Annotated in this window: 23 protein-coding genes; 6 read left to right on the top strand and 17 right to left on the bottom strand. The window is 73.6% G+C overall.

All coding sequences use genetic code 11. The annotated features are described in order from the left end of the window. Positions 1-41 precede the first annotated feature (41 nt). Positions 42-509, top strand: coding sequence for a MarR family winged helix-turn-helix transcriptional regulator (locus tag A4R25_RS24895; RefSeq protein ID WP_064448268.1), 468 nt, complete (start codon positions 42-44; stop codon positions 507-509). Positions 510-565: 56 nt separating this feature from the next. Here A4R25_RS24895 and mctP read toward each other — a convergent pair whose 3' ends face one another. The 7 genes from mctP to A4R25_RS24860 form a co-directional block, all read right to left on the bottom strand. Continuing rightward, entirely contained in the window at positions 566-2,209 is a 1,644-nt protein-coding gene (gene mctP, locus A4R25_RS24890; RefSeq protein WP_064448267.1) for a monocarboxylate uptake permease MctP, read from the bottom strand. After that, positions 2,209-2,451, bottom strand: a complete 243-nt coding sequence (locus A4R25_RS24885) for a DUF3311 domain-containing protein (protein ID WP_043329258.1) — start codon at positions 2,449-2,451, stop codon at positions 2,209-2,211. Before A4R25_RS24885 ends, mctP begins: the two co-directional genes overlap by 1 nt. Before the next feature lie 127 nt (positions 2,452-2,578). Further along, complete coding sequence (locus tag A4R25_RS24880) at positions 2,579-3,724, bottom strand: bifunctional RNase H/acid phosphatase (RefSeq protein ID WP_064448266.1); 1,146 nt, start codon at positions 3,722-3,724, stop codon at positions 2,579-2,581. A 5-nt stretch (positions 3,725-3,729) separates the two neighbouring features. Next, the gene (locus tag A4R25_RS24875) at positions 3,730-4,467 is read right to left on the bottom strand and encodes a zinc ribbon domain-containing protein (RefSeq protein ID WP_064448265.1); all 738 of its coding nucleotides are present in this window, start codon (positions 4,465-4,467) and stop codon (positions 3,730-3,732) included. After that, positions 4,457-5,293 (bottom strand): Nif3-like dinuclear metal center hexameric protein, encoded by an 837-nt coding sequence (locus tag A4R25_RS24870; RefSeq protein ID WP_064448321.1) that lies wholly within the window; start codon positions 5,291-5,293, stop codon positions 4,457-4,459. Before A4R25_RS24870 ends, A4R25_RS24875 begins: the two co-directional genes overlap by 11 nt. Positions 5,294-5,403: 110 nt before the next feature. Beyond that, positions 5,404-5,985 carry a flavoprotein gene (locus A4R25_RS24865; RefSeq protein ID WP_030504216.1) on the bottom strand — a complete coding sequence of 194 codons (582 nt, stop codon included), beginning with the start codon at positions 5,983-5,985 and terminating at the stop codon, positions 5,404-5,406. Next, positions 5,982-7,211 (bottom strand): helix-turn-helix domain-containing protein, encoded by a 1,230-nt coding sequence (locus tag A4R25_RS24860; protein ID WP_064448264.1) that lies wholly within the window; start codon positions 7,209-7,211, stop codon positions 5,982-5,984. Before A4R25_RS24860 ends, A4R25_RS24865 begins: the two co-directional genes overlap by 4 nt. 216 nt (positions 7,212-7,427) lie before the next feature. Here A4R25_RS24860 and A4R25_RS24855 point away from each other — a divergent pair, with 216 nt between their 5' ends. Further along, complete coding sequence (locus tag A4R25_RS24855) at positions 7,428-8,099, top strand: bifunctional DNA primase/polymerase (protein ID WP_064448263.1); 672 nt, start codon at positions 7,428-7,430, stop codon at positions 8,097-8,099. Positions 8,100-8,462: 363 nt separating this feature from the next. Here the strand turns inward: A4R25_RS24855 and A4R25_RS24850 are convergent, their stop codons facing one another. From A4R25_RS24850 to A4R25_RS24830, 5 genes are read right to left on the bottom strand one after another with little or no spacing between them, the layout of a single operon-like run. After that, positions 8,463-9,200 carry an FAD:protein FMN transferase gene (locus A4R25_RS24850; protein WP_064448320.1) on the bottom strand — a complete coding sequence of 246 codons (738 nt, stop codon included), beginning with the start codon at positions 9,198-9,200 and terminating at the stop codon, positions 8,463-8,465. Positions 9,201-9,235: 35 nt separating this feature from the next. After that, a complete protein-coding gene (locus A4R25_RS24845) occupies positions 9,236-9,832 on the bottom strand; it encodes an FMN-binding protein (RefSeq protein WP_064448262.1) in 597 nt (198 codons plus the stop codon). A 13-nt stretch (positions 9,833-9,845) separates the two neighbouring features. After that, positions 9,846-11,261 carry a ferric reductase-like transmembrane domain-containing protein gene (locus A4R25_RS24840; RefSeq protein WP_064448261.1) on the bottom strand — a complete coding sequence of 472 codons (1,416 nt, stop codon included), beginning with the start codon at positions 11,259-11,261 and terminating at the stop codon, positions 9,846-9,848. Beyond that, a complete protein-coding gene (locus A4R25_RS24835; RefSeq protein ID WP_223201459.1) occupies positions 11,258-12,631 on the bottom strand; it encodes a DUF1501 domain-containing protein in 1,374 nt (457 codons plus the stop codon). Before A4R25_RS24835 ends, A4R25_RS24840 begins: the two co-directional genes overlap by 4 nt. A gap of 14 nt (positions 12,632-12,645) precedes the next feature. Next, positions 12,646-14,712 carry a DUF1800 domain-containing protein gene (locus A4R25_RS24830; RefSeq protein WP_064448260.1) on the bottom strand — a complete coding sequence of 689 codons (2,067 nt, stop codon included), beginning with the start codon at positions 14,710-14,712 and terminating at the stop codon, positions 12,646-12,648. 446 nt (positions 14,713-15,158) lie between these two features. Here A4R25_RS24830 and A4R25_RS24825 point away from each other — a divergent pair, with 446 nt between their 5' ends. After that, positions 15,159-15,416, top strand: a complete 258-nt coding sequence (locus A4R25_RS24825) for a DUF3040 domain-containing protein (RefSeq protein ID WP_043329246.1) — start codon at positions 15,159-15,161, stop codon at positions 15,414-15,416. Positions 15,417-15,467: 51 nt separating this feature from the next. Here the strand turns inward: A4R25_RS24825 and A4R25_RS24820 are convergent, their stop codons facing one another. Together A4R25_RS24820 and A4R25_RS24815 are read right to left on the bottom strand one after the other, a co-directional pair. Then, entirely contained in the window at positions 15,468-16,412 is a 945-nt protein-coding gene (locus A4R25_RS24820) for an SWIM zinc finger family protein (protein ID WP_043329244.1), read from the bottom strand. After that, a complete protein-coding gene (locus A4R25_RS24815) occupies positions 16,409-19,750 on the bottom strand; it encodes a DEAD/DEAH box helicase (protein WP_064448259.1) in 3,342 nt (1,113 codons plus the stop codon). Before A4R25_RS24815 ends, A4R25_RS24820 begins: the two co-directional genes overlap by 4 nt. Before the next feature lie 83 nt (positions 19,751-19,833). Between A4R25_RS24815 and A4R25_RS24810 the strand changes: the two genes are divergently transcribed. Beyond that, a complete protein-coding gene (locus tag A4R25_RS24810) occupies positions 19,834-20,694 on the top strand; it encodes a carbohydrate kinase family protein (protein ID WP_064448258.1) in 861 nt (286 codons plus the stop codon). 4 nt (positions 20,695-20,698) lie between these two features. Here A4R25_RS24810 and A4R25_RS24805 read toward each other — a convergent pair whose 3' ends face one another. Further along, the gene (locus tag A4R25_RS24805) at positions 20,699-21,220 is read right to left on the bottom strand and encodes a DinB family protein (RefSeq protein WP_064448257.1); all 522 of its coding nucleotides are present in this window, start codon (positions 21,218-21,220) and stop codon (positions 20,699-20,701) included. An 85-nt stretch (positions 21,221-21,305) separates the two neighbouring features. On the opposite strand from A4R25_RS24805, the gene A4R25_RS24800 reads away from it, so the two are divergent. Beyond that, entirely contained in the window at positions 21,306-21,512 is a 207-nt protein-coding gene (locus tag A4R25_RS24800; protein WP_064448256.1) for a hypothetical protein, read from the top strand. A gap of 9 nt (positions 21,513-21,521) precedes the next feature. On the opposite strand, the gene A4R25_RS24795 is transcribed toward A4R25_RS24800, so the two are convergent. Both A4R25_RS24795 and A4R25_RS24790 read right to left on the bottom strand, forming a co-directional pair. Continuing rightward, positions 21,522-22,667, bottom strand: coding sequence for a polysaccharide pyruvyl transferase family protein (locus tag A4R25_RS24795; RefSeq protein ID WP_064448255.1), 1,146 nt, complete (start codon positions 22,665-22,667; stop codon positions 21,522-21,524). Positions 22,668-22,741: 74 nt separating this feature from the next. Further along, positions 22,742-23,320 carry a TetR/AcrR family transcriptional regulator gene (locus tag A4R25_RS24790; RefSeq protein ID WP_064448254.1) on the bottom strand — a complete coding sequence of 193 codons (579 nt, stop codon included), beginning with the start codon at positions 23,318-23,320 and terminating at the stop codon, positions 22,742-22,744. 92 nt (positions 23,321-23,412) lie between these two features. Between A4R25_RS24790 and A4R25_RS24785 the strand changes: the two genes are divergently transcribed. After that, positions 23,413-23,988, top strand: coding sequence for a dihydrofolate reductase family protein (locus A4R25_RS24785; RefSeq protein WP_064448253.1), 576 nt, complete (start codon positions 23,413-23,415; stop codon positions 23,986-23,988). Positions 23,989-23,991: the final 3 nt, after the last annotated feature.

Raw genomic sequence — 23,991 nt, 5'->3', positions numbered from 1 at the left:
ATAGCTGTATCGTACAGGTAATTTTCTTGTATCATACAGCTATGAGCGAGGACGTCCACGGCACCGAAGTCACCCTCGGCCGGATCGAAACCGAGGTCGCGTTGCTGATGCGGCTCGGCGAGGCCACCCGCCGGGGCACCGGCACGATGGAGCACCGGCTGCTCGACCGCGCCGCGTACGTGATCCTGCGCCACCTGGACGCGGCCGGCCCGCAGAACGTCTCGGCGCTCGCCGCACGGCTGAGCCTGGACGGCTCCACAGTCACCCGGCAGGTCTCCGCGCTCCAGCGCGACGGCCTGATCTCGCGTACCCCCGACCCGGCCGACGGGCGCGGCACGGTGATCTCCGCGACGGCGGCCGGGCTCCAGCGGATGGCCGCCGTCCGGGCGGCCCGCACCCGGCTGTACGGCGACATCCTCGCCGCCTGGCCCGAGGCGGACCGGGAGACGCTCGCGGACATGTTGCACCGCCTCAACGAGGCGCTCGACGCGCGCACCCGCCGCCGCTGAGGGTGTTAGGAAGGGCCCCTTTCAATGCACGAGGCGTTAATAAGGGGCCCTTCCTTTCATGCCACGGGCTCGCGGGCGGCGTCGGCGGAGGGCGTCACGCGCGGGTCATCCTCGTCGGCGAAGTAGTCGTCCGCCGTGGTGTGGTCGGGGCCGTCGGCCACCTTCGCGGCGCGCAGCACCAGCGTGAGCAGCGCGGCCACCACCAGGTTCACCAGCACCGCCACGATGCCCACGTAGATGGTCTTCGGCGTGTCGAAGCCGAACTTCTCCAGCGGGAACGCCGACCCGGCGAAGTGCTTCTTGCCGGTCGCCGGGTTGCCGATCTGGTAGAGCATCCACATGCCCAGGCCCATGCCGGCGGCCCAGCCCGCGATCAGCGCGCCCCTGTGGAACCAGCGGGTGTAGAGGCCCAGCGCCACCGCCGGCAGCGTCTGCAGAATGATCACGCCGCCGATGAGCTGCAGGTCGATGGAGAACTGCGGGTCGAGGAAGACGATGCAGGCCACCGCGCCGACCTTCACCACCAGCGAGGTGATCTTCGAGACGTTCGCCTCCTGCGCCGGGGTGGCGTCCCGCTTCAGGTATTCCTTGTAGATGTTGCGGGTGAACAGATTCGCCGCCGCGATCGACATGATCGCCGCGGGGACCAGCGCGCCGATGCCGATGGCGGCGTACGCCACGCCGGCGAACCAGTCCGGGAACTGCTGGTCGAACAGCAGCGGCACGACGGTGTTGCCGTCGGTGGTGCCCTCCTTCGCGCCCGGCAGCGGCTTCACGTTCGCCGCGATGGCCATGTAGCCGAGCAGCGCGATCAACCCCAGCAGCAGGCTGTACGCGGGCAGCGCGGACATGTTCCGCTTGATCACGTCGCGGTTCCGGCTGGCCAGGACACCGGTGATGCTGTGCGGGTAGAGGAACAGCGCCAGCGCCGAGCCGAACGCCAGCGTCACGTACTGGATCTGGTTGTTCTGGTTGAGCAGGATGCCGTCGCCGGGCGCTGGTGACGCCTGGAACTTCGCGTCGGCGGCGTCGAAGATGGCGCCCCAGCCGCCGAGCTTGTACGGCAGCCAGATCACCGCGACCAGGATCACGATGTAGATCAGCGAGTCCTTGACGAACGCGATCAGCGCCGGCGCGCGCAGCCCCGACTGGTACGTGTACGCGGCCAGGATCGCGAACGCGATGATGATCGGCAGGTGCCGGGCCAGCGCGCTGTCCCCGGTCACGCCCATGGTCTTGAGCACCGCCTCGATGCCGACCAGTTGCAGCGCGATGTACGGCATGGTGGCGACGATGCCGGTGATCGCGACCAGCAGCGCCAGGATCGGCGAGCCGAACCGGTTGCGGACGAAGTCGGCGGGGGTGACGAAGCCGTGCCGGTGTGAGACCGACCAGAGCCGGCACAGCACCAGGAACACCAGCGGGTAGATGACGATCGTGTAGGGCACCGCGAAGAAGCCGGCCGCGCCGGCCCCGAAGATCAGCGCCGGGACGGCGACGAACGTGTACGCGGTGTAGAGGTCACCGCCGACCAGGAACCAGGTGATCCAGCCGCCGAAGCTGCGCCCGCCCAGCCCCCATTCGTCGAGGTGGGCCATGTCGGTCGGTCTGCGCCACCGGGCCGCCACGAAACCCATGGCGCTGACCAGCAGGAACAGAAGCGTGAAGACGATGATCTCGGTGAGGTGGTCCCGCCACATCAGTGGTCACCCCGCTTCTTGGTCATCTGGTAGACCAGCGTGGTGGTGCCGACGCCCAGCAGGATCCAGGCCAGTTGCAGCCAGTAGAACCGCGGGAACCCGAACAGCCGGGGTGAGTCGGCGTTGAACAGCGCCGGGATCAGCGGCACCACGATCGGGATGAAGAGCAACCAGTTCCAGGGACTCTTGTCCTTCGCCCTGGATCGCGCCGTGTCGAGCGCCTCCGGTTCCGGTTCGGACATGTGACACCCCTCCGGGCATTCGTAGCGGGCCATGTGACGGCCGGAGGCTACGACCCTGTGACGAGGGTCACGTCCGATCGGGTGATGTCGATGCGCCAAACGGCCGCCGGCATGCGCCGAACGGCCGTCAGACGTCCGTGAGGTGCGAGGTGTCGTTCACCGAGCGGACCGCGACGCCGCCGTCCGGGTACAGGTCCAGCACCGAGATGCCCGCCGTGTCCAGGTAGAGCCGGTGCAGGAACGCGTCGCCGGCGGCGAGCGCGTCGCGCAGCACCAGCTTGATCGGCGAGACGTGGGAGACCACCACCACCGTCTCCCCCGGGTACGCCGACCGCAGCCGGTCGACGGCCCGCCCGGTCCGCTCGGCGACGGTCACGAACGACTCGCCCTTCGGCGGGGCGACCCGGGTGGAGGCGAGCCAGGCGTCCAGTTCCGCCGCCCAGCGCTCGCGTACCTCGGCGAACGTGTGCCCCTCCCAGACGCCGAAGTCGCACTCGATCAGGTCGTCGTCGGTGCGTACCGGCGGGTTGCCAACCTGCGCGGCGATCGCCTCGGCGGTGGCCGTACACCTCGACAGCGGGGAACTGACCACCGCCGCGACGGACGGCGCCAGGGCGGCCACCCGGGCTGCGGTGGCCCGGGCCTGGGCCCGGCCCCGCTCGGTCAGCGGCACGTCGCCCCGGCCGGAGTAGTGCTTGCGCACGGTGCGCTCGGTCTCGCCGTGCCGGACCAGGATCAGCCGGGTGGCCTCCTCGGTCGGGCGCGGCTCCCAGGAGGCGGGCGTGGTGGCCGGGTCGGTGCCGGTGGCCCGGACGAGCGCCGCCTCCCGCGCCTCGGCCTTCGCCTCCGGCGCGGCGCCGGACGCGGCGGCGTCCATGGCCGCGTTGGCGAGCGCGTCGGCGTGCCGGTTGCGCTCCCGGGGGATCCAGGTGAAGCGTACGGCGGTGAACCGGCCGACCAGCCCGGCGGCCTGGGCGGCGAGCGGGCGCAGCCCGGGGTGCTTGATCTGCCAGCGGCCGCACATCTGCTCGACCACCAGCTTGGAGTCCATCCGCGCCTCGACCTCGGCCGCGCCCAGTTCGGCGGCGGCCTCCAGCCCGGCGATCAGGCCCCGGTACTCGGCCACGTTGTTCGTGGCGGTGCCGATCGACTCGGACCGCTCGGCCAGCACCTCGCCGGTCTCCGGGTCCCGGACCACGGCGCCGTAACCGGCCGGGCCCGGGTTGCCCCGGGAACCGCCGTCGGCCTCGATCACTACCGCGCGCACCGCCACGGCGGCTACAGCCCCGACTCGTTGGTCCGGACCATGATCCGCCGGCAGTCCTCGCAGCGGACCACGTCGTCCGGGTCGGCCTTGCGGATACGAGCCAGGTCGGCGCCGGACAGGTCCAGCCGGCAGCCGCCGCAGCGGCCCCCGGTCAGCAGCGCGGCGCCCAGCCCGGTGTCCTCACGGATCTTGTCGTAGAGGCCGACCAGGTCCGCCGGGAGGTCACCGGCGAGCGGCTGGCGGGCGGTGCGCTTGAACTCCTCCTCCTTGGCGATCTCGGCCAGGGCCTCGTCGCGGCGCTGCTCGGTCGCGGCGCGGCGCTCGCGGGCCTCGGCGAGCCGGCTCTCGATGCCGTCGAGCACGCCCTGCGCGGTCTCCCGCTGCTCCATCAGCTCCAGCTCGGCGTCCTCCAGGTCGCTCTGCCGGCGGTTCAGCGAGACCAGCTCGTGCTGGAGGGCCTCCAGCTCGCGGGCCGGGCCGCTGCCCGAGGCCAGCCGGGCCTCGTCCTTGCTCTTGCGCGCCCGCACCTGGTCGACGTCCTTCTCGATCCGGGCGATGTCCCGGTCCAGGTCGTCGACCGCCACCTGGGCGCGGACCCGCTCGTCCTCCAGCGCGGACAGCTCACGCGCCAGGGCCTCCAGCTCGGCGCGTTCCGGCAGGCTGCGGCGGCGGTGCGCGAGCTGCGCCAGCGCGGTGTCGATCGCCTGGAGGTCGAGCAGGCGGCGCTGCACCTTCGGGTCAGCCTTCACGTCGGGGCTCCTTGTCGTCCGGCCGGGGCGCGGCGGCGTGCACGGTCCACGGGTCGGTGTCCAGGTCGGACACCACGGTCTCGACGCCCAGCGCGCCGGCCAGGTGGGCGGCCAGGTCGTCCAGCCAGGGTCGCTCCGTCGCCCAGTGGGCGGCGTCCAGTAGCGCCGGGCCGCCCGCGGCGAGGTGTTCCCCGGCCGGGTGGTGACGCAGGTCCGCGGTGAGGAACGCGTCCACCCCGGCCGCGGTCGCCTCGGCGAGGAAGCCGTCCCCCGAGCCGCCGCTGACGGCGAGGGTACGAACCATACGCCCGGGATCCCCGGCGGCGCGAACTCCCCAGGCGGTGACCGGGAGCACGGCGGCGGCCAGCCGGGTCAGCTCGGCGAGCGTCATCGGGCTGGGCAGCTCGCCGATGCGGCCGATGCCCCGGCCGGGCCCGGCGGCGGGCGAGCCGGGGCGGGGCGGGTGCAACGGGCGCAGCCCGGTCAGCCCGAACCGGGCGGCGAGCGCGTCGGACACGCCGGGATCGGCCACGTCGGCGTTCGTGTGCGCCACGTACAGCGCGACGTCCGCCTTGATCAACCGGTGCACGATCCGGCCCTTGTACGTGGTGGCGGCCACCGAGGAGACGCCCCGCAGCAGCAGCGGGTGGTGCGCGACGATCATGTCCGCGCCGGCTTCGAGGGCCTCGTCCACGGTTTCCGGGACCACGTCCACCACGCAGGCGATCCGGCGTACCGGGTGGTCGGGCTCACCCACCACCAGGCCGACCCGGTCCCACTCCTCGGCCCAGGCGGGCGGGTAACGGCGGTCCAGGGCGGCCACCACGTCGGCGACGGTTGTGCTCACGGGCGGCCAGCTTACCGGCGTCCGGGCCGCTACACGCCGACCGCCGTCGGGCGTGGCTCCCGGGCGCGCCGGGAGCCACGCTCACACCGTCAGCCGACCGGGGCGACCGGCCGGTCCGCGCCGCGCAGGGCGGCCAGGCCGGCGTCCCAGGGGAAGGCGTCTGCGCGCCGCTCCCCCGTGCCGGGCGGATGCAGGCGTACGACGTGGTCCCCGAAGACCACCCGGACGCCCCACCCGGCCAGCCGGTCGAGGCTGGCCCGGAACGCCGGGTGCCCGGCCATCGCCTCGTTCGTGTACGGGACGGCAGCGATCGGCACCCCCATCCCCTGCGCCTCGACCAGCAGGCCGAGCGCGAGGGTGTCGGTGATGCCGACCGCCCACTTGTTGATCGTGTTGACCGTCGCCGGGCACACCAGCATGGCGTCCGCCGGTGGCAGCACGTCCAGGTCACCCGGGTTCTTGTAGTGCGTACGGACCGGGTGGCCGGTCTGCCGGGCCAGGGCCGCCCGGTCGACGAACTTCGCGCCGTCGGGCGTGGTGACCACGCAGACCGTCCACTCCTCCCGCTGGGCGAGGTCGACCAGCCGGCCGACGTGACGGGCCAGCGGCGAACCGCAGGCGATGACGTAGAGCACCCGCCGGTGCTCGCTCGCGGTCTCCGGACCGCTCATACTCCGACTCCCATGTGCTCAGCCAACTCCGCGATCGGCGGAGGCGGCGCACCACGTGTGCGACGGAGAATCTCGGACATCAATTCGTGCGCTATCGGCCGGCACCGGATCTCGGACGGCGCGAGCCGGTCGCCGCGCAGCAACATGTCCCCCGCGCTCGCCACGTCGCCGATCTGCGAGTAGCCCCGGGCCAGGTCGAGCAGGTGGTGCGCGCGCCGCTCCGGCAGCAGCGCGTTGAACGCGGGCTCGGACAGCCGCAGGTGCGTCTCCACCGCCCGGCCGCCGTCACCCAGCTCGACGGCCGCGGCGGCGCGGTGCAGCTCCAGGTTGGTCGGGCCGAAGGAGGTCCAGTAGTGGTTGTGGTCGCCGCCGAGCAGCTTGGCCGCCTCGTCGGCACCGGCGAGCAGGTCGTCCACCGTCGCCGAGTCGCCGATCCGGGCGGCCGCCATCGCGCCCTGCAGCAGCAGCATGCCGTAGACGGAGAGCCGTTCGGGCCGGACGTCGTTGTCGCCACCGGGCGCGAGCCGGCCGGCGATGCGCACGTTGAGCTCCAGCGCGGGGCGGGGACGGCCCATCGCGACCAGCGCGTTGCAGACCCTCGTGGTGGCGATCCCGGCGAGCAGCGGGTCGTCTGCGCGCTGGGCCACCGCCATCGACCGGTCGGCGGCCAGCCAGGCGAGGTCGCACTCGCCGAGCTTGCGCAGCACCGAGGAGGCGATCTGGTAGACCTGCCCGAGCAGGTGGGCGGCCTCGCGTACCTGCTCGTCGGCGGCGTACCCGGCGTCCGCCGCCTGGGCGTCGCGCAGCAGCTTCGGCAGCGCGCGGGTGAGCATGCCGTACCGGCCGTACTGGTAGGTCAGCCAGGCGTGGTTGACGGCCTTGCGCATGTCGGCCAGCGGCGGCGGGAAGGGTGCCGCGTCGAAGTAGGCGCTCATCGAGTCGTACCGCTCCAGGGCGGTGCGGATCTCCTCCACCTCGACCTGGTCGATGCAGTTGAGCGCGTCGGTGCGCCGCTCCGGGTCCTTGCCGTGCAGCAGTTGCACGTCGATCTGGAGGATGTCGGCGATCTCGTAGAGGACGGAGAACTTGTCCAGCCGGCGGACGCCACGCTCCACCTTGTCCACCCAGCTCTTGGACTTGCCGAGCCGGTCGGCGAAGACCTGCTGGGACATCTTGCGCCGGCTCCGCCAGTACGCCACCCGCCGGCCTATGGGTAGTTCGTCCATCCCTGCTCCCTCCCCCTCACGGCGCCGGCCGGTCCCCCCACGTCCCCCAGGCTTGCCCCGATCGCACAGGTTGTGCGTCCACCGACCAGCCAGTTCTCGTAGTTTTCGTGCAAGTTGCACCGACCGTTAGTCACCACAACGAGCGTGAGTTTCGGCAGTGACGGCTTTCGACGTGTGGCATGTGGACGGTTTCGCGGGACGAGAGGGATGTCAGACATGTGGAGGAATGTCCGGCCGCGCGTCGCTCATCTGTCCCCGCTGGAACGGGTCCGCCTGCGCCGCGTCGCGGTGCGGTACGCGCTGCACGGCTGGCCGGTCACGCCCGGCGCCTGCCTGGCCAACAGCCGCTTCGTCTGCGGCCGGGCCGGCTGCCCCACGGTGGGCTGCCACCCCGCCCTGGAGGACTGGGAGCACGCCGCCAGCACCGACCCGGCCCGGGTGGCCACCTGGTGGCGCAGCCGCCCGCACGGCGTCCTGCTGCCCACCGGCCGCGCGTTCGACGTCCTCGAGGTCGCCGCCCACCTGGGCCGGCAGGTGCTGGACGCGGTCGCCACCCATCCCGCCGGGCCCGGCGTACGCGGCCCGGCGCTGGTCACCCCGACCGGCCGCTGGATGTTCCTGGTCCGCCCCGGCGACCCGCTGCGCCCGGAACTGGAGCACTGTTTCCACGTGGTGCGGCACGGGCCCGGCTCGTGGATCCCGGCCCCGCCGACCCGGCTGCCCGAGGGGACGGTGCGCTGGGCGGTCGCCCCGGAGCAGGCCCGCTGGCAACTGCCCGACTCGTACCTGGTGCAGAACGCGCTGATCGCCGCGTTACACGCGGCCGGCGTGACGCTCGGCGCGGACCTGTTCCCCGGCCACCTCCCGTTGCCCCGGCGCGGCCGCTGACCCACCCGTCCGCCCCGGACGGGTGGCCGACAGCGACCTCCCCGGCACCGGAATCGTTGAACCTGGCGAGGGCGCGTGCGCGCCGGAGCGGGGGTTTGAGGATGTCCAGGGACGACGCGGCCCGCCACACCGGCGGCACCGAGCCGGCGCGGCCCCGCCGCCGTGTGCACCCGTGGGCCTTCACCCGTCCCCTGGGCGTCCGCCCCGGCCGCCCCCGCCCGACGGGTTCCCGCCCAGCCATCCTCCACCGCCCCCTCCGCTGACCCCCCTCACCCCTCACCCCTCACCCCTCACCCCCGCCGATGCCGTTGATCAAGGAGTTTGTGTCCTCCAGCGCGGGCTAAACGGACACAAACTCCTTGATCACCGCGCTGGGGTGGGGATGGTGGGGAGGGTGCGGGAGTGGTGCAGGTGGGCGTCCTCGGTGACCACGGCGTGCTGCCAGGGGGACGGTAGGCGGTCGAGCCAGGCTAGGCCCTGGGGGCCCATGGCCACCGCGGCTGTCGCGTACGCGTCGGCCACGCCCAGGTCCGGGCCCGCCACCGTGACCGAGCGCAGGCCCTTCGCCGGTACGCCCCGGCGCGGGTCCAGCACGTGGTGCCCGCGCTCGTACACGCCGGAGGTGGCGACCGCCAGGTCGGTGCCGGTCAGCACCAGACAGGTCGTTGCCGCGTCGAACGGATGCCGCACCCCGATCCGCCACGGCTGTCCGGCCGCGTCGTGGCCGCGTACCCGCACGTCGCCGCCCGCGTTCACGCAGTGGTTCGGCGCGCCGGCGGCGACCAGCCGGTCCGAGGCGACCTGCGCCGCCCAGCCCTTGACGTAGCCGGACGGGTCGAGCCGCCCGGTCGCGTACACGTCGAAGAACCCGTCGGTGGCGGTCCACAGGTCGGCGCAGGCCGCCAGCACGGCGCGCAGGTCGGCGGAGGCGTCGGCGGGCCGCAACTCGCCCCGGTCGATCCGGCACACCTCGCTGTCGTCCCGGTACGTGCTGAACCGCGCGTCCACCTCGCGCAGCCAGCCGAACGTGTCCTCGGCCAGCTCGTGCAGGGTCCCCGGGGGCAGGTCGTCGGCCAGGTCCAGGCTGATCGCCGTACCCATGACGTGCTCGACCCGGCGCAGGCCGGAACGAACCGTCACGCCTTGTCCAGCGCGGCCTGCAACGACTGCTTGTACGCGGTGCTGGTGTACGTGGCCCCGGAGACGGTGCTCAGGTTGGCGCTCTGCCGGGCCACCACCTCACCGGACGTGCCGCTGTAGCGGGCCTGCACGTCGTCGCTGCGCTGCCCGGACTGCCCGCCCAGCGGCAGTCCGATCGCCGTCGCGTCGACGACCCGGCTGCCGCTGAGCGTGATCCGCACCTGCAGGGAGCCGTACTCGTAGGTGACCGACGGCCCGGTCACCGTGCGGGTGGTGACCTTCGGCGCGCTGGTGGTGGTCCGGGGCGCGGCGGGTGCGGTGCTGGTACGGGTGCCGCCCCGGCTGGCCGGGCTGCGGTCGGCGGACGCCTTCGGGGTGGGCTTCGCCGAGGCGCGCGACGACGGCGTGGCGCTGCCGGACGCGGCGGCGGTGGGCGACGGCGGCTCGGGCGCGGCCGAGCCGCCCGGGGCGACCGGAGCCAGCGCCACCGGCGCGTCCGGCAGGGTCTGCCCACTGCCCGGCGCGCCCTTGAGCACCACGAGCGCGGTGGTGCCGGCGGCCAGTCCGGTGATCGCGAGGAGCGCGCGACGCATGGTGGTGCCTTTCCTACAGCTCGAACGCGGTCAGGTGGATCTGGCGGCGGGGCACGCCGGCCGCGCGCAGCGCGGCGACCGCCTCGTCGACCAGGCCGCCCGGGCCGCACAGGTAGACGTCGCGCCGGGTCAGGTCGGGCACCAGGCGGCGCAGCCCCTCCGGGTTCATCACCTGGCGGGGGCCGGGGTCGTCACGGCGGCCGACGACGTACCAGACGGAGGTCTGCCGGGCCTGCGCGAGCCAGTCCAGCTCCTGGTGCAGCAGCACGTCGGCCGGGGTGCTCGCGCGGTAGATCAGCGCCGCGCCGGGCGGCAGTTCCTCCAGCATGGCCCGCAGCGGGGCGATGCCGCTGCCGCCGGCGATGAGCAGCGTCCGCTCCCGGGTGCGGTGCGCGGCCGTGAACGTGCCGGAGGGGCCCTGCGCCCAGACCCGGGTGCCCGGCGTCAGGTCGCGCAGCTCGGCGGTGTACCCGCCGACGACCTTCACCGTGATCCGCAGCCACCTGTCGTTGCCGGCGGCGGAGACGGAGAACGGGTGCGACTGCCACCAGCAGCCGGGGTTGAGGAACCGCCAGCGGAAGAACTGCCCGCCGAGCAGGTCGATCTGGTTGAGCCGCTGCCCGGTCAGGTAGACCGACACGGTGTCCTGGCTCTCCGCCACGACGTCGGCGACGCGCAGCCGGTGCCGCAGGTTGAACGCCAGCGGCGCGAGCACCCGGCCCCACACCAGCGCGGCCACCACCAGCACGTATCCGGCGATCCAGCCGGTACGCACCAGGCCCGGCTGGTGCAGCTGCGCGCCGTTGCTGAACTGGTGCGCGTAGCCGAGCAGCAGCGTGAGGTAGCTGGCCGCGTGCAGCAGGTGCCACAGCTCGTACGGCAGGCGGCGGCGCACCGCGCGTACCGCGGTGACCGCGACGGTGACCAGCACGCCGGCCGCGGCGAACGCGGTGATCATGTCCTCGTAGTCGGTCAGCAGCACGCCGACCTCGGCGAGCACCGAGTTGCGCTCCTGCCGGGAGTAGCCGACCACCAGCAGCGACATGTGCGTGAGCACCGCCACCAGCAGCGTCGCGCCGAGGTCCCGGTGCAGCCGGGAGATCCGCTCGCCGCCGAGCGCGCGTTCCAGCACGCCGAGCCGGCTCATCATCAGCACCTGGACCAGCAGCAGGTAGCCGGCGATCAGGCCGGTGATCCGGCCGCCCGCGGTGAGCAGGTCGGCGGTGTCGGTGAGCGACCCGGCCGGGGTGTCCAGCCACCACGGCACCACCGCGGCGACCAGACCGAGCCAGAAGAGCGCGGCGAGCGCCCGCCGGGCGCCGGGTCCGCGGCGCGGACGAGCCGGGGGTACGGGAGCAGCCGGACGGCCGCCGTACGGGGCGGAGTGCCCGGTACGACGGCCGGCGGCGCGGGTTTCCTGGTACGTCACGCGTAGATCTTGACCGGGGTGAACTTCTGCCGGGGGAAGATCTTGTCCACCTCGGCGTTTGTCAGGCCGAAGCGGCCCTGCGCGACCGATCCGTAGACGTTGAACATGTTGTTGTACTCCGGCACGTCGCCGCTGTCCAACTTGTCCAGCCCGTTCCAGGTGCCGAGCAGCGAGCTGGCCAGCTTGCGGCCGGACAGCACGGTGACCACACCGCCGTGGCCGTGGTCGGTGCCGCCGCCGTTCGAGGCGACCCGGCGGCCGAACTCGCTGGACACCATGATCGTCACGTCCGCCGCCTGGTCGCCCAGGTCGGTGAAGAACGCGGCCATCGCGGCGGCCAGCTCGTTGAGCCGCCGCCAGAGCTGGCCGCCCTCGCGGGTGCCCTGGTTCTCGTGGGTGTCGTAGCCGCCCATGCCGACGGTGGCCACCCGCACGTTCGCGCCGCCCTTGATGAGCTGGGCGAGCTGCTTGAACGAGTTGCCGACGCCCCGGTACTCGACGCCCTCGGCGGCGGCGTACGGCTTCGCGGCGAGCTTCTGGGCGGTGGCGAGCGCGCCCATGCCCTCGATGACCGCCTCCTCCACCGGGTGGTTGATGCCGGTGAACAGGCCGCGGATCGCCTTCTCGGTGGCCGCCCGGAACTTGTCGTCGCCGTTGAGCCGCAGGTCGCCGACGCTGTTGAGGGAGATCGCGCCGTTCACGCCGACGAGCGAGCGCGGCAGCGTGCTGCCGATGCCGACGCTGCGGAACGCGGTGCCCTTGCCGAGCGCGTCGACCAGGCTGTCCAGCCAGCCCCGGCCGCCGGTCTCGCCGGGCAGGCCGCCCAGGTTGCAGGCGTCGGCGGCCTGGAAGTGGCTGCGGGACAGCCGCGGGTCGGACGCGGCCGGCACGAAGCCGAGCTGACCGGCCTTGAGCCACTTCTCCAGCGGCGCGAACGCGCTGGTCAGCTTGAAGCCGCGGGCCAGCGCCAGCGAGTCCTCGCCGAGCAGCAGGTCCGGGCGGGCCTTGGTGAGCACCGGGTCGCTCGCCGGGGCGACCAGGCTCAGCCCGTCCAGCCCGCCGTAGAGGAAGACGTGGATCAGCGTGCCGGTCTTGGTCGCGGCGAACGACGCCGACGTGGTGACGAACTGGGCCGTCGCCAGCGCGGTCGCGGTGGCCGCGGCGCCCGCGACGAAGGTACGGCGGGTGACGCCCCGGCCGTCCTGCTGCGCCTCCTCGATCTCCTCCAGCCGGCGGTACCGGTCGGCCTCGGCCGCGCTCTCGGCCGCGACGATGTCCGCCTCCGCGCGCAGCAGCGCCTCGGCCGGGTTGTCGGCCAGCCGCCGCAGGTCGGGGCATTCGGGGTGCAGGGGGTACGGGTTCACGGTCATCTCCATCGAATGCCTCACCGGAGGTGGTGCTGGGGGGACGCGAGGATCGTCCGCGCGACAGCGGCGATGGCCCCGTTGAAGGTGGCGTCGACCTTGGCGCTCTCGGCGACCCCGGCCACGGCGAGCACGAGCTTCTTCTCCTTGGCGCTGAGCTTCTGGTGCACCAGCCGCTGGGCCAGCGCGTCCACGTACGCCCCGGCGGTGGCCGGCGGCTTCGCCACCAGCTTCTCCGGCTTGGCGAAGGTGAACTGCTTGCGGTAGCCGGCGATCAGGTCGCCCGCCTCGTTCCAGCCGTCGATCATCGTGCCGGCCGAGGTCCAGGCCAGGTAGACGTCGGCGTAGCCGTCCGGGGTGGGCTTGCCCATCGGGTACTGGCCGAGTTCGCGCATCTTGTCCTGGATCTGCCGCAGGCCCTGCGCGAACGGGGTCCGCCGATTGTCGCCGGAGTAGCCGGGGGCCGCGTCCGGCGAGACGCCGAGCGCCCGGTACGTGGCGACCAGGTACTCCATCGGGCGGCGTACCTTCTGGCCGACCGCGGCCCAGAACTCCGAGGAGCTGAACAGCGTCGCCAGCACCGGGCGGATCTGCCCCTTGTTCGTGGTGTACGCCTTGGCGAGCCGGTCCACCACGGACTTCGGCGGGGTGTCGGAGACGAACCGGGTGGCGAGGTTCTGCGCCACGTACCGGGCGGTCGACGGGTGCGTCGCGATGTAACGGATGTACGAGTCGATGACCTTGTCGGCGGCCACCGGATCGTCGGAGTTGTTGGCGTGGCTGAACCCGAGGATCTTCACCTTGCCGAGGTAGTGCCGCTCGGCGAAGAACTTGTACTTGCCGTCGGCGACACCGCGTCCGGTCTGCAGCAGCGCGGCCTGGCGTACGTCCTTCTCGGTGTAGCCACCGTCGACGCCGACGGAGTACAGCTCCAGGTTCTCCCGGGCCAGGTTCTCGTTGACCGCGTCCTTGCGCGAGTCGACCTGGTTCAGGTAGAGCAGCAGCGCCGGGTGCTTGTTCGCGGCGACGAGCATCTCCGGGTAGCTGCCGAGCGCGTGCTTGCGGATGACGTCCCGGTCGAACGCGTTGCGGTAGTTCTCCCCGCCGTCGAAGTCGGCGGCGACGTGCAGGAAGTCGTTCCAGAAGTCGACCATCACCTCGAACAGCTGCCGGTCCGACCAGATCTGCCGGGCGATGGTGGCGTCCACCGTCTCCCGGGCCGGGTCGACGCCCTTCTCGTTGAGCTGCTCGCGCTGGTCGCGCAGCTGCGTCGGGCTGAGCTTGAGTGACTGCAGCTCGGCCAGCTTCAGCTCGGCCTTCGTCGGGGCGATCTTCTCCGGTTCGAGCTGCTGGCGCAGCCAGTCGTCGATGCCGAGCCGCTTGATGTCGGCGAGCATCTTCGGGGTCGCGCCGAACGTGGTGCGGGTGGCGAGGTGCCGGATCGGATCCTTGGCGAGCACCGTCTTCACAGTCACCTTGGTCGCCTCGGCGGCGGCGGCCGGGCTGCCGTAGAGCCGGCCGCCGGTGGGCGCGTTGCGCTTGAGCGCCTCGCCCGCCCGGGAGCCCATGTAGCTCTCGTTCTGCTCGGTGTAGGTCCGCACGGTGCTGGGCTGCTGGCCGCTCGGCCGCGCCGCGTTGCCGTCGGTGGTGACGGTGCCGGTGGCGTCACCGGCCGCTGCGTCACCGGTGAACAGTCCGCGTACCTGCGGAGACAGCGCGAAGGCGGCGCCACCGGCGACCACCGCGGCCCCACCGAGGGTGGCCAGCGCGCGGCGGCGACCCCGGTTCGGCGGCTCGTCGCCGTCGTCGTCCAGCGTGGGCAGTCCCGGGCCGGGCGGCGGGCCGTACCCGCCGGCGGGCTGGGCGTAGCCGCCCTGCTGGGGGAAGCCGCCCTGCGGCGGGTAGCCACCGGCGGCGGGGGCGAAGCCGTCCGGTCCGACCCACTGCGGGCCCGGCGCGGGGGCGGGGTGAGCGCCGGCGTACGGCGCGGCGTGCGGGTCGCGGTACCCGTCCGGATGGGGGTGCTGGTATCCGTCCCAGCCGCGGTCGTCCCGGGGTCGACGCGGTGGCACGTTCAGGTCGGCCATGTACCTATCCCGTTTTCTTCGAGTGCCGGCACGCCTGCCACCCGGGGGGTCGGGTGGCGCAGGGGCGGCGACGGTTGCCGGAGAAGTTGCCTACGGGAAAGTAGCCAGGCCGTCCCGGCCGCTCAAGGCACGCCGGATGCGCCCGCGAGCGCACTTAAGACGGTGCTCAGGCCCGCCGCGGAGGACCCGGCGGGGCGGCGAGTGCGCGGCGACGTCCGGAGCAGGGCCGATCCGGTCACGCACCGCCCGAACGCGAGGTTTCGCAGCCCGGCGACGCCGCCGGGGGCGTTCACCGCCTCACCGAAACTTAAGGTACGGATAAGCCTGCGCTGAGAACCTCGTTCCGCCTGTCCGGTCCGGCGAAACAGCAGCAGCGGCGGCGCGTGACCGCCCTCCGATCCGGGTATGCCGCCGAACCGCTGAAGCCGTGAGGGGAAGGCACCGCCATGCTCAGCCAAGAGGATCAGCGCAGGTTCGAACAGATCACCCGCCGTCTGCGGGAGAGCGACCCTCGGTTCTTCGCCCGGTTGGACAGCCGGATAAAGGGACGCCGGGGCCGGTACATGATGCTGCTGACGATCGTGCTGTGGGCCTCGCTACCGGCGATGACAGTACTGGTCGGACGGCTGGCCGGGGCGATCTGCGCGGTGGTGCTGGTCGCCAACGCCGCCGTGATGTGGCGTTTCCGCCGCCGATTGCTGTAGGCGTAAGGAAGGGCCCCTTCTTAACGCCTCCGGTAGAGGAAGGGCCCCTTCTTAACGCGCGCCTTCGGCGCGACCGAACTCCGTGGGCGACGCGCCCTCGGCGCTGCCGAACTCCCGGTACGCCCGGCGCAGCCGCTCGGCCAGGCCAGGCCCGCCGATCGCGGCACCGGGCGACCCGAGCTGGCGCAGCAGCAGCTCCGGGCCGGTGGCGAGCGTGGGCGGCCGGTCCGGCAGCGCCACCGGCGCCAGCCAGAACCGGTCCAGCTCCTCGTCCGGCTCGACCGCCGGCAGCCCGGCCAGGGCCCGCGCCGCGCCGACGACCGGCACACCCGTCGTCGCCGCCGGGTCCGGTCCGGCGCCCGGGACCGATGCCGCGCCCGCGCCGAGCACACCGCCGTCCGCCACGGCGCCGCGCAGCGTACGCAGCCGGTCGAGCAGTTCGGCGCGGGACCGGCCACGCCAGTGCAGCAGGTGGAACGGGTCGGCGTCGAACGCCTCGGCGAGCAGGTAGAACGTGGCCGCCAGGTGTTTGCACGGCACCGCGAAGTCGGGGCAGCCGCAGCTCTGGTCCAGCTCGTCGATCTCGGCCGGGAACAGCGGCGCGCCCGCCTCGGCGAACAGCTCCTCCAACTCGGCCGGCAGGTCGCCGGCGAGCAGCCGGGCGCTGAAGAACGCCTGCCCGGCCAGCTCCGACTCCAGCCGCCGCCACACCTTCTCCGGGTACGCGGCCAGCCCGATCCGCACCGGGTAGGGGCGCGGCCGGGAGCCCTGCACCTCGGCGGTGACCTTGCCGGGCGACACGTCCAGCCGGAGCACCTGCCCCCGGCGCGCGTACGCCCGGCCGCGGGTGAGCCGGGAGCCGAGCGCGAACGACTCCAGCACCTCCACGAACCGCCGGGACCACCAGGACTGCCCGATCGCGCCTCTGGTGCTGCGCGCCCGCAGGCCACCCTCGACCCGCAGCGGCGGCCGGTAGTCGTCAAAGCGGGGGCTCACTCGACCACCGCCCCGGACTCCAACGTGAACAGGTCCCGCAGCGTGTCGGTGGACAGCTCGGTGATCCACTGCTCGCCGCTGCCCACCACGGACCGGGCCAGGCTGCGCTTGTCCGCGATCATCGCGGCCACCTTCTCCTCGACGGTGCCGGCGCAGACGAACTTGCGTACCTGCACGCGGCGGCGCTGTCCGATGCGGAACGCCCGGTCGGTGGCCTGGTCCTCGACGGCCGGGTTCCACCACCGGTCCACGTGCACCACGTGGTTGGCGGCGGTCAGCGTGAGACCGGTGCCGCCGGCCTTGAGCGACAGCACGAACAGCGGCGGCCCCTGCGGCGACTGGAAGCGGGTCACCATGGCGTCCCGGTCGGCCTTGCCGACGCCGCCGTGCAGCAGCAGCACCTCCCGGCCGGTACGCGCCGACAGGTGCCCGCGCAGCATGCCGCCGAACTCGGCGTACTGGGTGAACAGCAGCGCCTTCTCCTCCGCGGCGAGCACCTCGTCGACGATCTCGTCGAGGCGTTCCAGCTTGCCGGAGCGGCCGTCCAGCGCGGAGCCGTCGTGCAGCAGCTGGGCGGGGTGGTTGCAGACCTGCTTGAGGCGGGTCATGGTGGCCAGCACCAGCCCGCGTCGTTCGATGCCGTCGCTGGACTCGATCTTCGCCATCATGTCGTCCACCACGGCCTGGTAGAGGGCTGCCTGCTCGGCGGTGAGGTTGCAGACCACCTCCATCTCCAGCTTCTCCGGCAGGTCGGTGATGATCGTCGGGTCGGTCTTGAGGCGGCGCAGCACGAACGGGCCGGTGATCCGGCGCAGCCGCTCGGCGACCTCGGCGTCGCCGTGCCGCTCGATCGGTTCGGCGAAGCGCTTGCGGAACGTCGCGGCCGGGCCGAGCAGCCCCGGATTCGCGAACTGCATGATCGACCAGAGGTCGGCGAGCCGGTTCTCCACCGGCGTACCGGTGACCGCGACCCGGTGCCGCGCGGGCAGTGACCGGACCGCCTCGGCCTGCCGGGTGGCGGCGTTCTTGATCGCCTGCGCCTCGTCCACCACCACCCGGTGCCAGTCGACACCGGCCAGCTCGAACGCGTCCCGGGCGGCCACCGAGTACGTGGTGAGCACCAGGTCCGCCTCGCCCACCGCGGTGGCGAAGCCCTCGCCCCGGGCGCGCTCGGCGCCGTGGTGCACGTGTACGCGCAGGCCGGGCGCGAACTTCGCCGCCTCCCGCTGCCAGTTGCCGACGAGCGACATCGGGCAGACCAGCAGCGTGGGCCCGGCCTCCGGCGGGTCACCGGCGAGCAGCGCGAGCAGTTGGACGGTCTTGCCCAGCCCCATGTCGTCGGCGAGGATGCCGCCGAGCCCGAGCGACTGGAGGAACGCCAGCCAGGCCAGCCCGCGCCGCTGGTACGGCCGCAGCGTCCCGGTGAAACCCGGCGGCGGGTCGGCCGGGGTGAGCCGCCGTTCCGCCTCACCGGCGAGCAGTTCGCCGAGCGCGCCGTCGGCGACCACGTCCAGCACCGGCAGCTCACCGGCACTGTCGTCACCGGACAGTCCCATCCGCAGCAGGTCGGCCACCGTCAGCTCGCCGGAGGAGCGCAGCAGCTTCAGCCCGGCCTCCAGCCGCTGCGGGTCCAGCTCGACCCACCGGCCGCGCAGCCGGACCAGCGGCGACTTCAGGTCGGCCAGCGACGCCAGTTCCTCGGCGGTCAGCGGCTGGTCGCCGAGCGCCAGCTCCCAGCGGTAGTCGACGAGTGCGTCCAGCCCCAGCTTCCCGGCGGTGGTGGCCACCGCTCCCGGCGCGCTCCGGCTGCGCGCCCGCAGCCGCGCGCCGAGCCGGGACGAGGAACGCCGCCACCACGACGGCAGCAGCACCCCGAACCCGGCCGCGTGCAGCACCGGCGCGCCCTCACGCAGGAACCGGTGCGCGCCGTCGGCGTCCAGTTCCATGCCTTCCGGCGCGGCGGTACGCAACGCGGCGTCCACCTCGGGCCACAGCCGGCTGGCCCGGCCCAGCTCGGCCAGGAGCGTCTCCTGCGGCTCCACGCCCCGGGCGGCCAGCGCCGGCACGGGCCGCTGCCAGATGTGCGCGGCGTCCACCACGAGCCCCGGCTCGTCGGCCGGGTGCAGGCCGAACTCGACCCGCCAGACGGCGTCCTCGACCAGCTCGGCGACCGGGTCGACGTCCGGCTCGACCAGGCGGAACGTGGCCCGTACCGCGCCGCCCGCGGCGTCGCGCTGCCAGGCGTCCAGTTCGTCGCGCAGCGTCGCCAGCGCGTCCGGCTCGGCGGGGAACGCCCGCTCCGGGCCGGTCAGCGCGGCCAGCCAGCGCGGCACCGCGCCGACCGGGCGCATTCCCCGGTGCAGCCGGGTGTCGGCCAGCGCCACCCGGGCGGCGGCGTCGACCAGCGCGTCCAGCGCCTCGGCGACCAGCGCACCGGCTCCGATGTCGCCGGATCGCCCGGCCCACGCGCCGCCCGCCGGTCCGCCCGCCCGGCTGCTGTCCCGGACGGACCCGCTCGGCGAGCGCCCGCCCGGCATGGGCCCGGCGGCGTCCGTCCGCACATCCGCCGACACCGGGGCGGCGGCCCCGCCAGGGCCTTCGCCCGCACCGACCGACGCCGCTGCCGGGCCCCACGGCTCGGGCCCCCATTCCCGGGCGGCGCGGGCCGCCGGTGGCAACGCCGTCGCCAGGTCGCGCGCCCAGCCCGCGTCGGTGCCGGTGAGCAGCGGCCGCCAGAGCGCCCACCCGGTCGCCACGTCGTCCGCCCCGACGGCCCGCAACCGCCGCCCGGCCCTCGCGCCGGAGGCCGCCGGTGACCGCCGCGCCGAGGCACGCCGGCCGGTCGCGGCCGGCCCGCCGTCGGGTCCACCACCACCGGGGTACGCGTCGAGCGCGACCGGCAGCAGCCGGCCGCGTGCGACCAGGTCGGTGGCGAATTCGGCCAGCTCGCACAGGTGACGCAGGCTCGCCCCGACCGGGCCCGGCGCCGGCACGCGCAGCAGCTCGTACGCGGCGTCCGGGGCGTACCCCAGGGCCGGGACCCGCCATCCGGCGCGGGTGACCGGGCCGCGGACCGGTTCCCCGACGGTGGCCCGGATCAGTTCCGGCGAGTCCACCGGCGAGCCGGCGCGGGTCGGCAGGTCCAGCAGGACGGAGACCGGCTCGCCCGGCATGCCGTCGAGCGCGGCGGCGAGCGTGGCGTGGTCGGCGGCGAACGGGTGCGGGCGCTCGCGCGGGACGCGGCCGGGCCGGCGGGGCCCGCGCGCCGGGCGCGTGCTGTCCTCGGCCCACAGGGCGAGCCCGCTACCGGGCAGCCACAGCCCGTGGATGACCAGCACTGCTCCCCCTCGCCGACGCCGGGGCCGGAAGACGGCGCCCGGGGAGTCAGGATAGGCCGCCGGGCGTCGCTATCGTCGGCGCCATGGTCGACCTTCTCGTGCTCGGCGGGCTCGGTGTGGACGTCCGCGTCCAGGTGCCCGCGCTGCCGCCGCCCGTCGCCGACTCGCTGCTGGTGCCGCCGATCGACATGCGGATCGGCAACACCGGCGCCGGGGTGGTGCTGGCCGCGCACGCGCTCGGCCTGCGGGTGGCGCTCGTCGACGTGCTGGGCGCCGACCCGGCAGGTGACGTGGTGCGGGCGGCGCTGGCGCGTACCTCGGTGCGGTCCACGCTCGCGGACGCGCCGGCTGGCACCCGCCGCTCGGTGAACCTGGTCGACCCGGCCGGGCGGCGGATGTCGCTGCACGACCCGCGCCCGTGGTCGGGGCCGGCGCCGTTCGCCGACGCGGAGCTGGCCGCGCTCGTGGCCGAGGCGACCCACGTCCACCTGTCGATCATGGATTGGGCCCGGGACTCGCTGCCGGTGCTGCGCGCCGCCACGTCGGTCTCCACCGACCTGCACGACTGGGACGGCGAGAACGACTACCACCGTCCGTTCGCCCGGATCGCGGACCTGGTCTTCGTCAGCGACACCCGGCTCGGCGAGCGGGCCGCAAAGGAGGCGGCCGAGCTGGCGCCGCGCACGGTGCTGGTCACCGGCGGCGCGGCCGGCGCGACGCTGCACACCCCCGGCGCGCCGCCCGCACACGTGCCCGCCGCCACCCCGCCGGGGCCGGTGGTGGACACCAACGGCGCCGGGGACGCGTTCGCGGCCGGGGTGATCGCCGCCCGGCTGCGCGGCGCGGACGTGCTCGACGCGGCCCGGTACGCCGCCCGGGTGGCCGCCGCGGCCTGTACGCACGACGGGATGGAGTATCCGGACGGGCTGCTCCCCCGGGCCTGAGGCGTCAGATCGCGCCGGTCTCGCCGTCGGTCAGCTCGCGCAGGATGTCGGCGTGCCCGGCGTGCCGGGCGGTCTCCTCGATCAGGTGCACCAGCACCCAGCGCAGCGACACCTCGCCGAGTTGCGGGTGCGGCACCACGTGATCGAGGTCGAACCGCGCGGCGACCCGCCGGGATTCGTCGCAGGCCGCCTCGTACGCGGCGGCGAGCGTCTCGACCGTGTTGCCGGGGCGCAGCGCGAAGCTGGCGTCGGCGTCGGCCTGGGAGGTGAGGTAGACGTCGCCCGGCTCGGGGGCGAACAGGCGGCGGAACCAGTTCCCCTCGACCACCGTCAGGTGCTTGAGCAGCCCGGCCAGGGTGGTCAGCGAGGGCACCAGACGCCGGCTGGCGTCGGCGTCGGTCAGGCCGCGCACCTTGCGCAGCACGGTGCTCCGGTGGAAGTCGAGGAACGCGTCGAGGATCGCCCGTTCGCCGCCCGTACGGGCGAGGACCGGACCGAGAGTCGGATCGATCGTCGGGTGCGCCATCCCCGGACCCTAGTACGCACGGTGCCCGGTTCGCTGCCCCGCGTGATCCCCTGCGCGGGCGGGCCGGCCGGGGCAGGATGGGCGCATGGCTTCCACGGTGCAGATCCCCCTGGTGGGCGGCGCGGCCGACGGCGAGACCGTCACCGTCGAGCTGGACAGCAACGGCCGTCCCCCGCTGACCCATCACCACCTCGGGTCCAACGGGCTCGCGGAGGCGCAGATCTACGAGCTGGAGTCGGACGCCCAGCCGGGCCGGGAGTGGGTCTACGCCTGGCGTGGCCCGGCGGTCTGACGACCCGGCTCACACCGCCGGGGTCAGTGACCGGGCCCGGATGCTGTCCAGCACGCTGCGGGTCACCTGCGAGGTGCCGCGCGCCTGCTCGCAGACCTCCGCCACCCGGCGCGCGGTCTCGTCGGCCCGGGCCGCCCGCTCGTCCCACAGCCGGTCCACCTCGGCCAGCAGCGGGCCCTCGACCTCCCGTTCCACGCCGCGCAGCGCCGGCACGCCGAGCCGCTGGGCCAGGTCGAAGACCTTTCCGGCGTACGGCAGCGGCAGGAACGGCGTGCCCATCATGGCCGCGAAGATCAGGAAGTGCAGGCGCATGCCGACCGCGAGGTCGAAGTGGCGCATCAACCCGAGGATCTGCGCCGGACGGTAGTCGCCGTGCAGGATCCGGCCCCGGTCGGCGGCGGTCATGTGCGACAGCACGCCGTGCGAGTGCCGGATGTCGTCGCGTTCCATCGGCACGAACAGCACGTGCGCGTCGATCCGGTGCACCAGGAAGTCACCGATCTGGGCGAGCAGGCGGTGGTAGCCGTCCACGTCGAGCCGTTCGGCCGCCCGGCCCGGCTCGCGCACGCTCAGCCCGACCAGCCGGGAGTTGGCCGGCACGCCCTCCTCACGCAGCCACTGCTCGGGGAACTCCTCCGGTTCCAGCAGGAACGCCGGGTCGGCGGTGACGGTGATGGGATTGATCAGACCGGCCTCCTCCAGCACCATCCGCGACTCCTGGTCCCGGACGGTCACCTCGACCGCCTGCGCGAGCGTCTCGCGCACCATGCCGCTGTCGAGCGTATCGCTGAGCGGGCCGACACCCACCGCGTACGTGAGCAGCGGCAGCCCGCGTTCCTGGGCGACCCGGACCACCCGCAGGTAGCGCCGGGCCTCCTTGTCGTAGAGGATCCCGCCGCCGCCGAGGATGAGCAGGTCGAGCTGGTTGAGCACCGGGGACGAGTCGACGCGGCTGACGCCCTCCCACGGCACCGCCTCGACCTCGGGGTGGGCGAGCGCGGTGTGCGCGGGGTTGCGGGAGAAGACGATGATCCGGGCGTTCGGCTCGTGTCGGCGCAGATCGTCCAGGAGACCCGTGAGGATCGCCTCGTCGCCGAGGTTGCGACCGCCGTAGGAGCCGAGCACGCCGATGGTCAGTCCGGTGCGTTCCCTCATCCGTTGCTCCTTCCCAGGGGTGTCCGCGCCAGCGTTCCCGCTGGCCGCCCCGGGTTAACGCACGGCGAGGAGACTCAACGGGTGGCGTCGCCGACCAGACGGGAGACGAGGGCGGAGACCACCTGATCGGTGTCGAACCCGGCGTCGATCGAGGTGGTGAGCAGGTCGAGCAGGAGCCCGTCGACGGCGTAGTGCAGCAGCGCCACCTCGTACGCCCCGCCCGGTAGTCCGGCGGCGAGGTGGTGGGCGACGTCGTCGGCGTACCCCCGGCGCAGCACGCCGCCGAGCGCGGACCGCAACTCGGGGCGGCGGGCGGCCTCCAGCCGCAGTTCGAACAGCGCGCGGGTGAGGCCCGGCTCGCGGGTGGTGCGCGCGACGATGTCGCGCAGGTAGTCGGTCATCAGCGCGAGCGACGGCGCACGGCGGCCGAGGTCGGCCAGCACGGCCGGGTCGGGCGCGATCCGGTCGAAGATCCGTTCGGCCAGGCCGGCCAGCAGCGCCGCGCGGGACGGGAAGTAGTTCGAGGTGGTGCCGGTGGGCACGCCCGCCTCGGCGTCGACCGCCCGGTGGGTCAGCCCGCGCGCGCCGGCGTCGGCGAGCACCCGCAGACCGGCGTCGGCGAGCAGGGTACGGCGTTCCGGGTTCCTGGCCACGCGAACACACTAGCAACAACCACGACAGGTGTTGTAGATTCGCCACTGAACCACGACAGCCGTCGTGGATCACCTCGGACATCGGAGCCGGTTTGCGCAAGCTCGTGTATTTCGTCGCCAGCACCCTCGACGGCTTCATCGCCGCGCCCGACGGGTCGTTCGACTTCCTCCCGCTGACGCCCGACCTGGCGCCCCACCTGGTGGCCGAGTGGCCCCAGACGCTGCCCACGTTCGCCCACGCCCAGCTCGGCATCGACTCCCCGCCCGCCGGCCGCTTCGACACAGTGCTGATGGGCCGGGGCAGCTACGAGCCCGGCCTGAAGATCGGCGTGACAAGCCCGTACGCCCACCTGGAGCAGTACGTGTTCAGCCGCTCCCTGCCCCCTGCCGACTACCCGGACGTGAACGTCGTCGCCGGTGACCCGGTGGCCTTCGTCCGCGAGCTGAAGACGCAACCCGGGCGCGACATCTGGCTCTGCGGCGGCGGGCAGCTCGCCGGTCAGCTCCTCGACGAGATCGACGAGCTGGTGGTCAAGCTCAACCCGGTGGTCGTCGGCAGCGGCATCAAGCTCGTCGACAGCGGCTTCGATCCGCGCCGGCTCACGCTCACCTCGGCGCGCCCGTTCGACGCCGGCGTGGTCGTCCTGCACTACACGCGCAACGATTAACCG

This window comes from Micromonospora sp. NBRC 110037 (assembly GCF_001652995.1).
Classification (GTDB): domain Bacteria; phylum Actinomycetota; class Actinomycetes; order Mycobacteriales; family Micromonosporaceae; genus Micromonospora; species Micromonospora chalcea.
Note: the sequence above shows the minus strand (reverse complement) of the source record. Positions and strands in the feature narration are given on the sequence as shown.

Coding starts and splice junctions, on each gene's coding strand:
- A4R25_RS24895 (WP_064448268.1), top strand. CDS start 42: ATGAGCGAGGACGTCCACGGCACCGAAGTCACCCTCGGCCGGATCGAA.
- A4R25_RS24855 (WP_064448263.1), top strand. CDS start 7,428: ATGTGGAGGAATGTCCGGCCGCGCGTCGCTCATCTGTCCCCGCTGGAA.
- A4R25_RS24845 (WP_064448262.1), bottom strand. CDS start 9,832: ATGCGTCGCGCGCTCCTCGCGATCACCGGACTGGCCGCCGGCACCACC.
- A4R25_RS24885 (WP_043329258.1), bottom strand. CDS start 2,451: ATGTCCGAACCGGAACCGGAGGCGCTCGACACGGCGCGATCCAGGGCG.
- A4R25_RS24830 (WP_064448260.1), bottom strand. CDS start 14,712: ATGGCCGACCTGAACGTGCCACCGCGTCGACCCCGGGACGACCGCGGC.
- A4R25_RS24800 (WP_064448256.1), top strand. CDS start 21,306: ATGGCTTCCACGGTGCAGATCCCCCTGGTGGGCGGCGCGGCCGACGGC.
- A4R25_RS24805 (WP_064448257.1), bottom strand. CDS start 21,220: ATGGCGCACCCGACGATCGATCCGACTCTCGGTCCGGTCCTCGCCCGT.
- A4R25_RS24850 (WP_064448320.1), bottom strand. CDS start 9,200: ATGGGTACGGCGATCAGCCTGGACCTGGCCGACGACCTGCCCCCGGGG.
- A4R25_RS24810 (WP_064448258.1), top strand. CDS start 19,834: ATGGTCGACCTTCTCGTGCTCGGCGGGCTCGGTGTGGACGTCCGCGTC.
- A4R25_RS24825 (WP_043329246.1), top strand. CDS start 15,159: ATGCTCAGCCAAGAGGATCAGCGCAGGTTCGAACAGATCACCCGCCGT.
- A4R25_RS24795 (WP_064448255.1), bottom strand. CDS start 22,667: ATGAGGGAACGCACCGGACTGACCATCGGCGTGCTCGGCTCCTACGGC.
- A4R25_RS24865 (WP_030504216.1), bottom strand. CDS start 5,985: ATGAGCGGTCCGGAGACCGCGAGCGAGCACCGGCGGGTGCTCTACGTC.
- mctP (WP_064448267.1), bottom strand. CDS start 2,209: ATGTGGCGGGACCACCTCACCGAGATCATCGTCTTCACGCTTCTGTTC.
- A4R25_RS24860 (WP_064448264.1), bottom strand. CDS start 7,211: ATGGACGAACTACCCATAGGCCGGCGGGTGGCGTACTGGCGGAGCCGG.
- A4R25_RS24835 (WP_223201459.1), bottom strand. CDS start 12,631: ATGACCGTGAACCCGTACCCCCTGCACCCCGAATGCCCCGACCTGCGG.